Raw genomic sequence first — 12,993 nt, 5'->3', positions numbered from 1 at the left:
AAATATCAAATGTTTAAATTATTTTTTTGTTTTTGTTATAATAGCATATAATATTTTTAAAAGGGGAAAAAATGAAAAAAGGTTTTACACTTGTAGAATTGATTTTTGTAATTGTAATTATCGGATTATTAGCAGCTGTTGCAGTACCTAAATTTTTAAATCTAAAACAAAATGCAGAAGCAAATAGTGTTGTTAAAACAACAATCGATGGTGCACAACAAGCAGTTGAAACTGCAATTAACTTAAGAGATTTAGAAAATAAAAATGATTTTAATTTATCAGATTTAATTAAACTACAAGGAAAAAACTGGTCGTACGATAATCCTACTACTAATAATGATGGAAAATTCCATTATGACAATATCAACGGAAACGAAGTTGCATCAATTACTTTATATAGAAGCGACAATGTAATTAATTACAAAATTGATTGTAATCAATTTACAGATACTGCTACTAAACAAAAATGTATAGATCTATTAAATAATTCAAAAGATGGAAATGTTACTGACGTGAATTTATCATACTAATGAAAAAATCTTTTACATTAATAGAACTATTATTTGTAATAGTAATAATTGGGGTTTTGGCATCTTTTGCCATCCCCAAATTTAAAAATTTAACTACCCACTCCAAAGAATCTGCCCTAAAGTCAGTTGTAAGCTCCGTTCAAACTGCAATTGACAATATTCATGGAGAATGGATAATTAATGATAACTTCAAATGGGACCCTAATGGAGATGGAGTTGATGATTTAAATGAAAATGGATATCCAAAACAGCTTGATAACGGAACAGGAGAAAGCAAACTTTTTAAATATGTTCTAAAAATCCCTATTGTATCTTGTGGAAGCAGTAAAAATGGGTGCTGGGAAGAACCTAGTAATAATATTTACAGATATTATTTCACACCATCATCTTATCTTGAAATAGAATACAATTCTACAAATGGTACACTTGAATGCAAAGATGGAAGCAGTAATTATAACCAAAGTAAATGCGAAGAAATTGTATATTAAGCTTAAGCAAAAATTTCTAGTTTTTTAGAATTATCAAACAGTCTGTCAAACAACTCTTTTGCTTTATTCAACTCTTCAATGCCTGCCTTTATATTTTTTAAAATATCATCAAAAGTATTTACTCCCGCATCTTTTATAGCATTTAAATGATTTTCATTTTTTGGTGTTGGTAGAAAAGATTTTATATGATGTGCTACATTTTTCATTACTTTTTCATTTTCTTCTTTTTCTTTTAAAAATTTCTCTAAAAGAGGTTTTACTTTTTTGAAAGTTTTCTTTATTTCTTCTATATCCTTTTTGCTTAATCCATTTCCTTCATAATGAAACTCATATTCAAACTGATGTCTTAAAGTAAATTCCTGAGAAACACCATTATTTCCTTCTTTAAAACTACTATTAGCTTCTATTAAATCTTGCATTTTTAAATCAATTTTATCACCATCACTTGTAGTAAATTTAAATTCAAAACTGGTACTATTTAGTCCATATCTAACAACTAAAAGCATCCTTTGGCCTTTTTATTTTATATCGGCAAAAATTTTTACTCTTCAACCTCAATTGCTTGATATCTATAAATGGTAGGATGAAACCTCAAACAATCCCCGCTAAGTCCTGATTTCATACACAAATGAGCAAAAAATAGATCAAATACTGGCAATTCTTCCCATACTGACGGTAAAAATGTGGCTTGATGATTACCAAGGCTTAGTATCACTCCATCAACTTTAGGTCTAATTTTACTTCTCAATTCATTAACATCTTCATATTCAACCTTCTCTGGTATAGTTAATACACTAACTTCAACCTTTACTCTATCAAACTCCTCTGGAGTTAACTCAGGGAATCTTGGATCTTCAAAAGCTGCTAGCTTAGCATTCAAAACAACATCATCTATTAAAGCTCTATTTGGGAGTATTGAACCTATACATCCTCTTAATTTTCCATCTATTTTTAAGGTTACAAAAGCGGCTCTTTTTTCTTTTAGATATGGATATTCTCTTATCCATTCATCTCTATCAATTAGCTTTTTATTTTCAAACTTTTCTAAAATTGAAAGTCTTGCAAGTTTTGGTAAAATTTTTAAATCCTGCATTTTTACTCCTTTAATTTATTAAACCAAAAACTCAATATTTTTTAATTTTCCACCCGACCATCATACATCGAATAGTTTTAGAGGTAATAGGGGTTGTAGAGGTATTAGGGGTAATAAAGGTTTTACGATATACTAACCTCTACAACCTATACAACTCTACTAACCTTTAATACCCCTACTAACCTCTACTAACTTTTTTTCCCATTTTCCATTGTCCATTTTCCATTAACATGAACTTGGCAACTCCTTTCTATCTGCTCACTTGTGCTTTCTCTTCCAATTTATAAAGCCATACAAAAACTTCAACTACTGCGTTATACATTTGAGGGGGAATACTTTCATCAACTTCAACACTTAAAAGCATATTAACTAAGGTTTCATTTTGAAAAATTGGTACGTCAAATTCTTGTGCTTTTTTTATAATCTTCCTGGCTATTTCACCTTGTCCTTTTGCAATAACTTTTGGTGCTAAATCTTCATAAGCTTTATATTTAAGAGCAACTGCTTTAGAATTTATGGATTTTTTCATAAATCGGACCTTTTTTAGTTAAAGTAGACTTATAAAGATAAACATCAAATGGCAATTCAAAATTGATATTCTCCCATTTTTTAAGAGCTTCTTTATATCCATTTTTAAGTTTTTTTATCCTGCAAAGCGTTATGTGAGGAATAAACGGTTTTTCATTTTTAAATCCAAATTTTTCATTAATTTGCCTATTTATGCTATCATCAATATCTGCTTTTAAATACAAAATTTTATCTCCAAACATTCCTATTCCATTAATTTTCAATTTTCCATTTTCAATTTTCAATTTAATTTTGTATTTATCCGGCTCATCTTCTCCTATAAATTTATGGGTTAAATGTAAATTCCACCCCTCTACCCATTTACCATCAATAAATCTACTTAAATCTCGCTTAACTCTTTCATATATAGGAAAAGTAACCGGAGTTGCTATAAAAAGTCTCATTGCATAAACCTTGAAATAAGATAAAAAATAGCACTTAAGATTATACTAAGTATTATTGAAGAAGTAATTGGAAAGTAAAAAGAGAAATTTTCTTTTTTAATAACAATATCACCTGGTAAATTAAATAGTGAAAAATCTTTAAAAATATATAAAAGTAATCCTATAATTACAAAAGCAATACCAATAAATATAAAAAATTTAGCCATTAATTAACCTCTTTGCTTTACTAAATACTTTTTCAAAATCTATATTTACTTCACACTCATCTATTTTTATCTTAAAAGCCTCATCTACAAACATCCCTTGATCTTCATATTTTCCGTTTTTTAATATATAAACTCTCGCTTTTAAAATTTCTGGATAAATTAAAATATAAGTTTTAACTCCCTCTTTTTCATAAATTTCTTTTTTTATAGTTTCATCTTTTAATTTTGTTGATTTGCTGACAACCTCAACAACTAATTCAGGAGTTTTTTTCACATGTGAAAACAAATTTTCATTACAAACTACCATACAATCCGGCCTAATCACATTTTCATCGTCAATAATCCAATCTTCTTCTATTAAAGCTATACAATTTTCACACTCTTCAAGTTCTTTATCCAAAATTGCATTAATTCTTCCACTTAAAAACTGATGAATACTAAGAGGGCTTGGTGCCATAGCAATTGGCACTCCATTTATTAATTCCCAATCACCTTTCCAATGTTTATAATCTTCATAAGTATAATGTTCTATATAAAGAGTAGCCATAAAAAACCTTTTTAAATTATTATATCAAATTAGTTATAATTTCAATAAAAAAGGACTAAAATGCCTATGACTATTACCGAAAAGATTTTTGCAGAGCATATTGGAAGAGAAGTTAAACCTGGTGAAATTATTATGTGTGATGTTGATATGACTATTGGTAATGATATTACAACACCTATTTCAATTAGAGCATTTGAAGAAAGTGGTGCTAAGAGATTAGCAAAACCTGATAACTTTGCAATAGTATTAGACCACTTTATTCCACCAAAAGATATAGCAAGTGCAAATCAAGCTAAAATTAATAGAGAATTTGCTTATAAACATAATTTAAAAAACTTCTTCGATGAAAAAGATATGGGAATTGAACATAGACTTCTTCCAGAAAAAGGTCTTGTTATCCCTGGTGATGTGATTATTGGGGCTGATTCTCATACTTGTACACACGGTGCACTTGGAGCATTCTCTACTGGAATGGGTAGTACAGATATTGCCTTTTGTATGATTACAGGAAAAAGCTGGTTTAAAGTGCCTGAAAGTATCAAAGTAGTATTCACAGGAGATAGAGGCGAACACGTTTATGGAAAAGACTTAATTTTAGAACTAATTCGTAGAATTGGCGTTGATGGAGCGCTTTACAAAGCTCTTGAATTTACAGGAGATACAATAGAAAATCTTCCAATGGATGATAGAATGAGTTTATGTAATATGGCTATTGAAGCTGGAGCAAAAAACGGAATTATCGCATATGATAAAATTACAGAAAGTTTCCTTGAAGAAGTTAAAAAATATAATCCTTTACGCTCTGAGCCAAAAATTCACTATTCAGACCCAGATGCAAAATATTCACAAATTATTGAAATTGATGTAAGCAAGCTTGAACCAATGGTAGCATACCCATATCTGCCAAGCAATGGAAAACCAATTTCTCAAGCTGTAAAAGATGATATAGAAATTCACCAAGTCTATATCGGAAGTTGTACAAATGGAACTTTGAGTGACCTTAGAACTGCAGCAAACATACTAAAAGGTAAAAAAGTTCACAAAAGAGTAAGATTAATAGTAACTCCTGCAACTCAAAGAATCTATAAACAAGCAGAACATGAAGGAATTATTGATACGTTAATTGATGCAGGTGCAGTTGTAGCAAACCCAACTTGTGGTGCATGCCTTGGTGGATATATGGGAATACTTGGTGATGGTGAAAGATGTGTAGCTACTACAAATAGAAACTTCCGTGGTAGAATGGGAAGCAGAAGCTCTGAAATTTACCTATCAAATGCAGCAGTAGCTGCTGCTAGTGCTATTGCAGGAAAAATTGCAGACCCAAGGGAAATTTAAATTTTCCCTCTTTATGAGGTCAAAAAAATGAAAATTCTTTTAATAGAAGATGACGAAAAAATCCTATCATTTTTGCAAAAAGGATTAAAAGAAGACGGACACTCAGTTGAAATTGCAAAAAATGGTGAAGATGGAGAATATTTAGCTAAAACAAATAATTATGACGTAATAATACTAGACTGGATGTTACCTAAAAAAAGCGGTATTGAAGTTTTAAACTCCATTAGAGAAGAAATTAATACTCCTATTTTAATGCTCACAGCAATAGATGAAGTTGAAGATAAAGTTACATGCTTAAAACTTGGAGCAGATGATTATCTAACTAAACCTTTTGCATATGAAGAGTTAGAAGCACGAATCCTAGCACTTTATAGAAGAAGTATTACAAAAGGCAGCAACTTTATAGAAATAAAAGATATAAAAATTGATATTAATAATAAGATACTACTAAAAAATGAAAAATCAATAAGTTTAAGTGCAAAAGAGTGGGAACTACTTCTTTTTTTAATTAAAAACAAAAATTCAATTATCTCAAATGAAATGATAGAAAATCAGCTATGGGCAGATGTACCATATATGAATAGTAATGTTATTGCTGTAACGATATATCACCTACGAAAAAAAATTGGAAAAGACATAATAAAAAGCTATAGAGGCCTTGGATATAAAATTGAGATTTAATTCCTTAAAAACAAAAATACTTTTTTGGTTTATATCAATATTTACATTCTTTTTATTAATTTTTTCATTTGCTTTTTATTATTACTTTAATAAAGACATAGAAAATAAAATTCAGAATAAATTATATAAAACTGCTATTCAAATTAAAGAAAAACTTCAAAACAATATACCAGTTACAAATCAAAACGTCTTAATACTTAAAAATAACCAAGTAATATACAAGGGCAAAAACTTTTTAATTGATTATAAAATATTAAATTCAAATCAAAACTTCTCTATTAATGACCTAGGAGAAAACTTACAAGCTACTTTTATTCTAAATTTTGATAATACAAAAATCATCATTTCAAAACTTTTTGATGATAAAAGCGAAAATGTAGTTGATTCAATGCTAGTTCTTGAACCTATTCTTTTGATACTTTTAATTTTTGCAAGTTCTAAACTAATCGACAAAATAATAGATCCAATTAAAAAAATAACAGCAATATCAAATAATATTTCAATGAATAACTTTAACGAAATGATTCCAAACATTTATAAAGAAAATGAATTAAAAGCTCTAATCAACTCCTACAATAAAATGATAAAAAGACTTCAAGAAGAGTTTAAAAATCTTGAAAGATTTAATAAAGATGTTTCGCACGAACTAAAAACTCCTCTAACAAGAATAAAAGGAGAAATTGAGACTACTTTAAAACAACAAAGAGATATTAATGAATATATAAAAACTCTAAAATCAATAAATGAAGAAACAAATGAAATGCAAGAAATTATTAAAAATTTACTACTGCTAACAAAATACTCAAAAGAAAACATCTCAAAAACTTTTACAAAGTGTGATTTGGACGAAATTTTACTTAGTAGTATTGAGAAGTTTACACTATACCTTAAAGAAAAAAACATCAAAATCAATATAAAAAGGCTTGAAAATATTGAATATTTTGGAAATCAGAACTTACTTTCTCACTTATTTTCAAATCTGATAGACAATGCTATAAAATATTCAAATCAAAACTCTACAATTGCAATAAAACTTTATAAAAAAAATAAGGTTTATTTTTATATAAAAGATGAAGGAATAGGTATTCCAAAAGATAAAATAAAATATATTACAAAACAATTCTTTAGAGTTGAGGAATCAAGAAACAAATCCATAAAAGGTTTCGGTCTTGGGCTTAGTATTGTAGAAAATGCAGTTTTGCTTCATAATGGAAACCTTCTAATATCTTCTACTCCAAATAAAGGTACAAAAGTTTTAGTAATTCTTTAATTTTCATTTTTTTTTCATTTAACAATATCATAATCCTTCAAAACTTATAGAAGGATTCAAATGAAAGCTTTGTTTGCAGTAATACCAATTCCAAAATACCTAAGAACTTATATATAATAACTTTATGAGAGTAGTAAAATATAAAGAATTAATAAAAGAGAGTGTAGAAGAGTTGGAGGAGTTGTTAAGAAAAGAGAAAGATGAGAGAATTTACAAAAGAATAAAAGTTATTTATCTATTAAAGAAAACCCCAAATATTCAATTAAAAGATGTAAGTGAGAAGTTGGATATAAGCATACAATCAGTAAAGAAGTAGGAAGGAAATGGACAGCAAAAGGAATAAAGCCAATAATATCATATCAACAGAAATATGAATATTTTTATTTATATCAAGCAACAGATATAAAAAGTGGAGAAGATTTTTCAATGTATATGTTACATTTAGATAGTATTTGTTTTAATGAATATTTAAAAAACTTAAGTGAAAAATTTAGAAATGATAATATAGTTTTAATAATGGATAATGCGAGTTTTCATAAATCTAAAAAACTTGATATTCCAAAAAATATAAAAATTGAATATCTTCCTCCATATTCGCCAGAGTTAAATCCACAAGAGAGAAGATTTGAAGATATAAAGAAATTTTTAAAAAATATAATATTTAAAACAATAGAAGAATTAGAAAAAAAGTTGAAGAAATTTTACTTTCATATACAAGTGAGCAAATTAAATCTTTGGTTTCTTATAAATATATTGTAAAGGCTATGAATATATGAGAATTGGTATAAATATATTCAAACTAAATGTAAAATACAAAAAATAACAGAAAATAATGAAGCAAGTGAAGAACAAAAATATTATACAGATGGAAAAATTTTAGAATGTAATATAAACAAAAAATAAGTTAATATCTATTTAGAGAATAAACGACACAAATAAATAATTTTCATTTATTTTTCATTTATAATTTTTATTATCCCATAAAAAAAGGAAAGTAATGAATGAAAAACTATTTTTGCTTATAAACTCATTTGCGGGTAAAAATCATTTAGTGGATCTGTTTTTTATATCGGCAGCAGAGTTTTTGCCATATTTGTTTATTTTAGTAGAAGTATATTTTTATTTTTTTGCAAAGAAGAAAAATGAAGCTATTTTTGCTTTTTATAGTGCAGTTTTTGGTCTTTTAATCAATCAAATAATATCTCTTGTATATTTTCATAATCGCCCTTTTATGGATGGTATTGGGACTTTGTTAATTAATCATGCACCAGAAAACTCTTTTCCATCAGACCATACTACTTTTTTATTTGCAATTGCATTTAGCCTGTTTTTTTCAAAAATTAAATTTTCTTATATTTTATTTGTTTTAGCACTGCTTGGAGGAGTAGCAAGAGTTTATACAGGAGTTCATTATCCTTTTGATATTCTAGGAGGAATTATTACAGGATTTTTAGGAGCACTAATTACTTATATTTTTAGAGATAAATTATTCATATTAAATGATATTATTTTAGAAACAGAAAACACTTTAAGGAGCAAATTTGCAAGAAATAGTTAATTTTTTAGTTGAAACAGTTGGAAGTTTAGGTTATATAGGAATATTTTTATTAATGTTTCTTGAGAGCAGTTTTTTCCCTTTTCCAAGTGAAGTAGTAATGATACCGGCTGGATATTTGGCTTATAAAGGAGATATGGACTTATCTTTAGTTATCTTATCTGGTGTTATTGGAAGTTTAGCAGGTGCTTGGTTTAATTATTTACTTGCTCATAAATTTGGTAGAAAATTTCTCCTAAAAATAATGAGTGAAGAAAAAATAAAAAAACTAGATAGTTTTTTTGAAAATCACGGGCATATCTCAACATTTACAGGAAGACTTCTTCCAGGAATCAGGCAATATATCTCTTTTCCAGCAGGACTTGCAAGAATGGATAAATTAAAATTTAGTGTATATACCACTTTAGGTGCTCTAATTTGGGTTAGTATATTAGCAATGCTTGGATACTTTATAGGAGAAAATCAAGAATTAATTCATAAATATCTAAAAGAAATCACTGTTTTAATAATTATTCTCTTAGCAATAATTATCTTAATTTATATAAGGAAAAACCATGCTAGAAATACTAATTAAATCAATTAAAGACATATTTGATAAGAAAATTTTGTTTACATCTTTAGTGCCTATAATCGTAGCTGCAATTTTTTGGGGTATTGTTTTTTTTGTGTTTCATTCTCAAATTAATGATTTTTTTGTTTACTTAATAAGTCACATTCCATTTATTTCAGACTCTAACTGGATAAAGAATATTATAGAAGTCATAGGCGGTATTTTTATATATTATCAGCTTTTAATTATTACATCAACACTAATTGTAGGAGTTATTGCAGATAAAATAGTAGATAGAATAAATGAAAAATACTATCATTTAAAAAAACAAGGCTTTGGAAGCTTTATTGGTTCAATTGGTATTACTTTAAAATATAACTTAATTTTTATAATTCTTTTTATAATTCTTTTACCTACAATGTTTATACCGGGAGTTAATATCATTGTTAATATTATGCTATGGGCGATCTTAATAAAAAACCCTATTTTTTATGATTCAATTGCTATGTATGCTTCAAAAGAAGAATATCAAATACTAAAAAATGACAAAAAAACAACTACATTTATAATTGCCTTTTTAAGTGCATTACTGTTTTTAGTTCCTATTTTAGGAGTTTTCGTATATATCGCCCAGTTACTTCTTTTTACTCATTATAATTTAAAAAGATTAAAGGAATTAAGAGGTGAATAAAAACATCATAGCTTTAGGCTTTGTTAGTTTTTTTACAGATATGGCAAGCAGTATGATAACTACAATTCTGCCTCTTTTTATTGTTTATGTATTAAATGAAGGTATAGATACACTTGGATTTATAATTGCTATTGCTACTTTTGTATCTTATGCTTTTAGAGTCTTATTTGGTTACTTGAGTGATAAATATCAAGTAGTTAAGCCATTTGTAGTTATAGGATATGCTTTGTCTGCTATTACAAAACCTATGCTTTATTTTGCACACAATTGGCAAGAAATTGCATTTTTAAGAGGGCTTGAGCGAATGAGTAAAGCCATTAGAAGTGCAACAAAAGACTCTCTAATCTCTGTTTATAGCCAAAACAAAAGTGGTAAAAGTTTTGGTTTTCATAAAATGATGGATGTTGCTGGTGAAATGCTTGGGGCAATACTTGCATTTTTAGCTCTTTATTATTTAGGAAAAAACGAACAAGTCTTTAGAGAAATTTTTGCTTTTAGTTTAATACCAGGAATACTCGCAGTAATTATAGTAATCTTTTTTGTAAAAGATGCCCCTTATAAAAAGAAAACAAAAGAATTTAACCTAAAAGATGATTATAAACATCTTCATATTTTATTTATATATTTTGGTGTAATATTTTTTATGTTTAGTGATTCATTTTTTATAGTAGAGGCTAAAAATTCACTAAGTATAGAATATATTCCGCTATTATCAATTTTGCTTTATCTTACACAAACTCTTCTTAGCTATTATTTAGGTTTAAAAATTGATAAATTTGGATATGATAAAATATTTTTCATTTCACTTATTTTTGGGATATTTTCAATGATTTGTCTATATTTTAATGCAGTAATTATCGCATTTATTTTTCTTGGAGTATTTATAGTAGGCAGTTTAAATTCTATTAGAAGTTTTATTTCAGATAATGCAATAAACAAAGCAACGGTTTATGGAATTTTATATGGTGGAGTTGCTCTATTTTCATCACTTGGAGCAATTGTTATAGGTCTTATTTGGAAAAATTATGATGAAAAAAATGCTATCCTTTTTTCAATTACAGGACTTTTTATTATGTTTATATTATTTTTATTAAAGGTAAAAAATGATAAATGAAGTTTTTTCTTTTTTGCACCAATTTAGTGGATATGCAGGAATTATAGCTTTTTTTGCCGCTTTAATTGAAAGCATTGTAGGACTAGGATACTTTTTCCCTGCTACTACTATTGTATTTTTAATGGGAATAATGGCAGGCCAAGGTTATGTATCAATTGTGGAAGTATTACTGTTTTCATTTTTAGGTGCACTTTTGGGAGATCAGATAAGTTTTTATCTTGGTAAAAAATATAAAATGAAAATTCTATCAAAACTTCATATATCAGAAAATCACATAAAAAAAGTAGAAGTTTTTATAAATAAACACGGAAGTTTTTCTATTTTTTTTGGAAGACTGCTTCCCGTAATTAAAGAAAATATTGCTTTTGTATCAGGTTTAGTAAATATAAAATATTCAAAATTTATTTTTTGGGACACTTTAGGAGCATTTACTTGGAGTTTACAATATGTAGGAATTGGTTATATATTTTCTTCTTCTTTGCAAATAGCTCAACTTTGGTTAGAAAAAAGCTTATATGTTCTTTTAATAATTTCTTTCGTATTTGCATTTTTATACATCTCTCTTATCCTAATAAAGAAAAATATCCCTATTGTGATATCAATTCTTGAATCAATTCTAAAAGCTATATTACAAAACCCTCATATCAGAAATTTTATAAATAACCATCCAAAACTAATAACATTTATCAAAAACAGACTAAATACCTCAACCTTTTTTGGTTTACCCCTTACACTTCTTATTTTAGTATTTTTATATATTTTTGGACTTTTTGCAGGAAGTATAGAAGATTTTCTCACAAAAGATCCTATTGTAAATATTGATAAAATTATTGCAAGCTTTATTCCAACAATAAGGACAGAGTTTTTAACAAAATTTTTTACTTATATTACTTATTTTGGAACATCACAAGTAGTTATTGCTTTTTTAGTTGCTGTAACTTTTATTTTAATAATAAATCAAAAAGCAAGATATATTATCCCTCTGCTAATATCGACTATTGGTGCTTCTATTTCAGTATATATTAGCAAAATTGCCTTTCATAGACCAAGACCTGATATAGCAATATATTACGAACCAAGCTATTCATTTCCAAGCGGACACGCTACTATTACTATTGCCCTTTATGGTTTTGTAGCTTATTTAATTATTCATTTTCTAAAAAGCACAAAGCAAAAACTAAACACTCTATTTTTTGCACTAATTTTCATTTTACTGATTGGAATAAGTAGAATTTATTTAGAAGAACACTACTTAAGCGATGTTTATAGTGGATATCTTTTAGGAACTCTTTGGCTTATAATTGCTATTACCATTACAAAAGTTTTAGAAGAAAAAAATATTGATATTAATATTAAACCAATAAAACACAAAAAAATCTTAACTTATTTAGCAGTTTTTAGCTTTTTAAGCTTTTTTGTTTATTTTTCACAGACTTTTCATTATAAACAACTACATCCAAAAACTCAAACCATTATCAAAATATCTAATTTGCAACAAATAAATAAATTCACTCAAAGTATCATTGGAGTAAACACATGGCCAATAAATGTTATTTTTATAGGTGATTTTGAAAAAATCAAAAACACTCTATTACAAAAAGGCTGGAAAGAGGCTAAAATCCCTCTTGCTGTTTTTTGGAATTACAAAAACGTCGATTTAACTCTAAAAAAAGTAAATTATATTCTTAAAATATGGAAAACTAACTATATAATTTCAAACCGTATCATAGTTGGTCTAATCGTAAATCTAAAAAGCTCCCACTTTATCCCAAAATTTGCACCTGATATTGACAACTCAAGAAAGTTTTTAGAAAAAGAATTTAAAGCTAAAGAGATTAACCTAACCAAACCTTTTATTGGAAAAGACTTATTTGGAGATGACTTTTTCACAGATGGAAAATGTGCAATAATTAAATAACAAAAGGTTGATATAATTCCACAAAAATTATTTTTCTGCTT

Annotated in this window: 18 protein-coding genes; 12 read left to right on the top strand and 6 right to left on the bottom strand. The window is 27.1% G+C overall.

Annotation, left to right across the window (positions count from 1 at the left end):
* Positions 1-71 precede the first annotated feature (71 nt).
* Positions 72-530, top strand: a complete 459-nt coding sequence (locus ACYQ1U_RS07335) for a prepilin-type N-terminal cleavage/methylation domain-containing protein (protein WP_459886070.1) — start codon at positions 72-74, stop codon at positions 528-530.
* Complete coding sequence (locus ACYQ1U_RS07330; protein ID WP_459886067.1) at positions 530-1,018, top strand: type II secretion system protein; 489 nt, start codon at positions 530-532, stop codon at positions 1,016-1,018. The genes ACYQ1U_RS07335 and ACYQ1U_RS07330 overlap by 1 nt, the downstream gene beginning before the upstream one ends.
* A 2-nt stretch (positions 1,019-1,020) precedes the next feature.
* Here the strand turns inward: ACYQ1U_RS07330 and ACYQ1U_RS07325 are convergent, their stop codons facing one another.
* The 6 genes from ACYQ1U_RS07325 to ACYQ1U_RS07300 form a co-directional block, all read right to left on the bottom strand.
* Positions 1,021-1,524, bottom strand: a complete 504-nt coding sequence (locus tag ACYQ1U_RS07325) for an ATP/GTP-binding protein (protein WP_459886065.1) — start codon at positions 1,522-1,524, stop codon at positions 1,021-1,023.
* Positions 1,525-1,559: 35 nt separating this feature from the next.
* On the bottom strand, positions 1,560-2,111 hold the full coding sequence (gene amrA / locus ACYQ1U_RS07320; protein ID WP_459886062.1) for an AmmeMemoRadiSam system protein A: 552 nt from the start codon (positions 2,109-2,111) through the stop codon (positions 1,560-1,562).
* Between the two features lie 250 nt (positions 2,112-2,361).
* Entirely contained in the window at positions 2,362-2,640 is a 279-nt protein-coding gene (locus ACYQ1U_RS07315) for an EscU/YscU/HrcU family type III secretion system export apparatus switch protein (protein WP_459886059.1), read from the bottom strand.
* The gene (gene thpR / locus ACYQ1U_RS07310; RefSeq protein WP_459886056.1) at positions 2,618-3,082 is read right to left on the bottom strand and encodes an RNA 2',3'-cyclic phosphodiesterase; all 465 of its coding nucleotides are present in this window, start codon (positions 3,080-3,082) and stop codon (positions 2,618-2,620) included. Before thpR ends, ACYQ1U_RS07315 begins: the two co-directional genes overlap by 23 nt.
* Positions 3,079-3,288, bottom strand: a complete 210-nt coding sequence (locus ACYQ1U_RS07305; RefSeq protein ID WP_459886053.1) for a DUF2905 domain-containing protein — start codon at positions 3,286-3,288, stop codon at positions 3,079-3,081. The genes thpR and ACYQ1U_RS07305 overlap by 4 nt, the downstream gene beginning before the upstream one ends.
* Entirely contained in the window at positions 3,281-3,835 is a 555-nt protein-coding gene (locus ACYQ1U_RS07300) for a Uma2 family endonuclease (protein ID WP_459886051.1), read from the bottom strand. Before ACYQ1U_RS07300 ends, ACYQ1U_RS07305 begins: the two co-directional genes overlap by 8 nt.
* A 60-nt stretch (positions 3,836-3,895) precedes the next feature.
* Here ACYQ1U_RS07300 and leuC point away from each other — a divergent pair, with 60 nt between their 5' ends.
* From leuC to ACYQ1U_RS07250, 10 genes are all read left to right on the top strand, one after another.
* Positions 3,896-5,173: a 3-isopropylmalate dehydratase large subunit gene (gene leuC, locus ACYQ1U_RS07295; protein ID WP_459886048.1), complete on the top strand. Its 1,278-nt coding sequence runs from the start codon at positions 3,896-3,898 to the stop codon at positions 5,171-5,173.
* A gap of 27 nt (positions 5,174-5,200) precedes the next feature.
* On the top strand, positions 5,201-5,854 hold the full coding sequence (locus tag ACYQ1U_RS07290) for a response regulator transcription factor (RefSeq protein WP_459886045.1): 654 nt from the start codon (positions 5,201-5,203) through the stop codon (positions 5,852-5,854).
* Positions 5,844-7,124, top strand: coding sequence for a sensor histidine kinase (locus ACYQ1U_RS07285; protein WP_459886043.1), 1,281 nt, complete (start codon positions 5,844-5,846; stop codon positions 7,122-7,124). The genes ACYQ1U_RS07290 and ACYQ1U_RS07285 overlap by 11 nt, the downstream gene beginning before the upstream one ends.
* A gap of 124 nt (positions 7,125-7,248) precedes the next feature.
* On the top strand, positions 7,249-7,440 hold the full coding sequence (locus ACYQ1U_RS07280) for a hypothetical protein (protein WP_459886040.1): 192 nt from the start codon (positions 7,249-7,251) through the stop codon (positions 7,438-7,440).
* Positions 7,425-7,883, top strand: a complete 459-nt coding sequence (locus tag ACYQ1U_RS07275; protein ID WP_459886430.1) for an IS630 family transposase — start codon at positions 7,425-7,427, stop codon at positions 7,881-7,883. The genes ACYQ1U_RS07280 and ACYQ1U_RS07275 overlap by 16 nt, the downstream gene beginning before the upstream one ends.
* Positions 7,884-8,121: 238 nt before the next feature.
* Complete coding sequence (locus ACYQ1U_RS07270; protein ID WP_459886037.1) at positions 8,122-8,682, top strand: undecaprenyl-diphosphatase; 561 nt, start codon at positions 8,122-8,124, stop codon at positions 8,680-8,682.
* Positions 8,666-9,253, top strand: a complete 588-nt coding sequence (locus tag ACYQ1U_RS07265; protein WP_459886035.1) for a DedA family protein — start codon at positions 8,666-8,668, stop codon at positions 9,251-9,253. The genes ACYQ1U_RS07270 and ACYQ1U_RS07265 overlap by 17 nt, the downstream gene beginning before the upstream one ends.
* Positions 9,234-9,920, top strand: coding sequence for an EI24 domain-containing protein (locus ACYQ1U_RS07260; protein WP_459886032.1), 687 nt, complete (start codon positions 9,234-9,236; stop codon positions 9,918-9,920). The genes ACYQ1U_RS07265 and ACYQ1U_RS07260 overlap by 20 nt, the downstream gene beginning before the upstream one ends.
* Complete coding sequence (locus ACYQ1U_RS07255; RefSeq protein ID WP_459886029.1) at positions 9,913-11,034, top strand: MFS transporter; 1,122 nt, start codon at positions 9,913-9,915, stop codon at positions 11,032-11,034. Before ACYQ1U_RS07260 ends, ACYQ1U_RS07255 begins: the two co-directional genes overlap by 8 nt.
* Positions 11,024-12,952 (top strand): bifunctional DedA family/phosphatase PAP2 family protein, encoded by a 1,929-nt coding sequence (locus tag ACYQ1U_RS07250; protein ID WP_459886026.1) that lies wholly within the window; start codon positions 11,024-11,026, stop codon positions 12,950-12,952. Before ACYQ1U_RS07255 ends, ACYQ1U_RS07250 begins: the two co-directional genes overlap by 11 nt.
* Positions 12,953-12,993 lie beyond the last annotated feature (41 nt).

Source organism: Caminibacter profundus, from assembly GCF_054657155.1.
The sequence above is the reverse complement of the archived record's forward strand: the minus strand, read 5'-3'. Positions and strand labels throughout refer to the sequence as shown.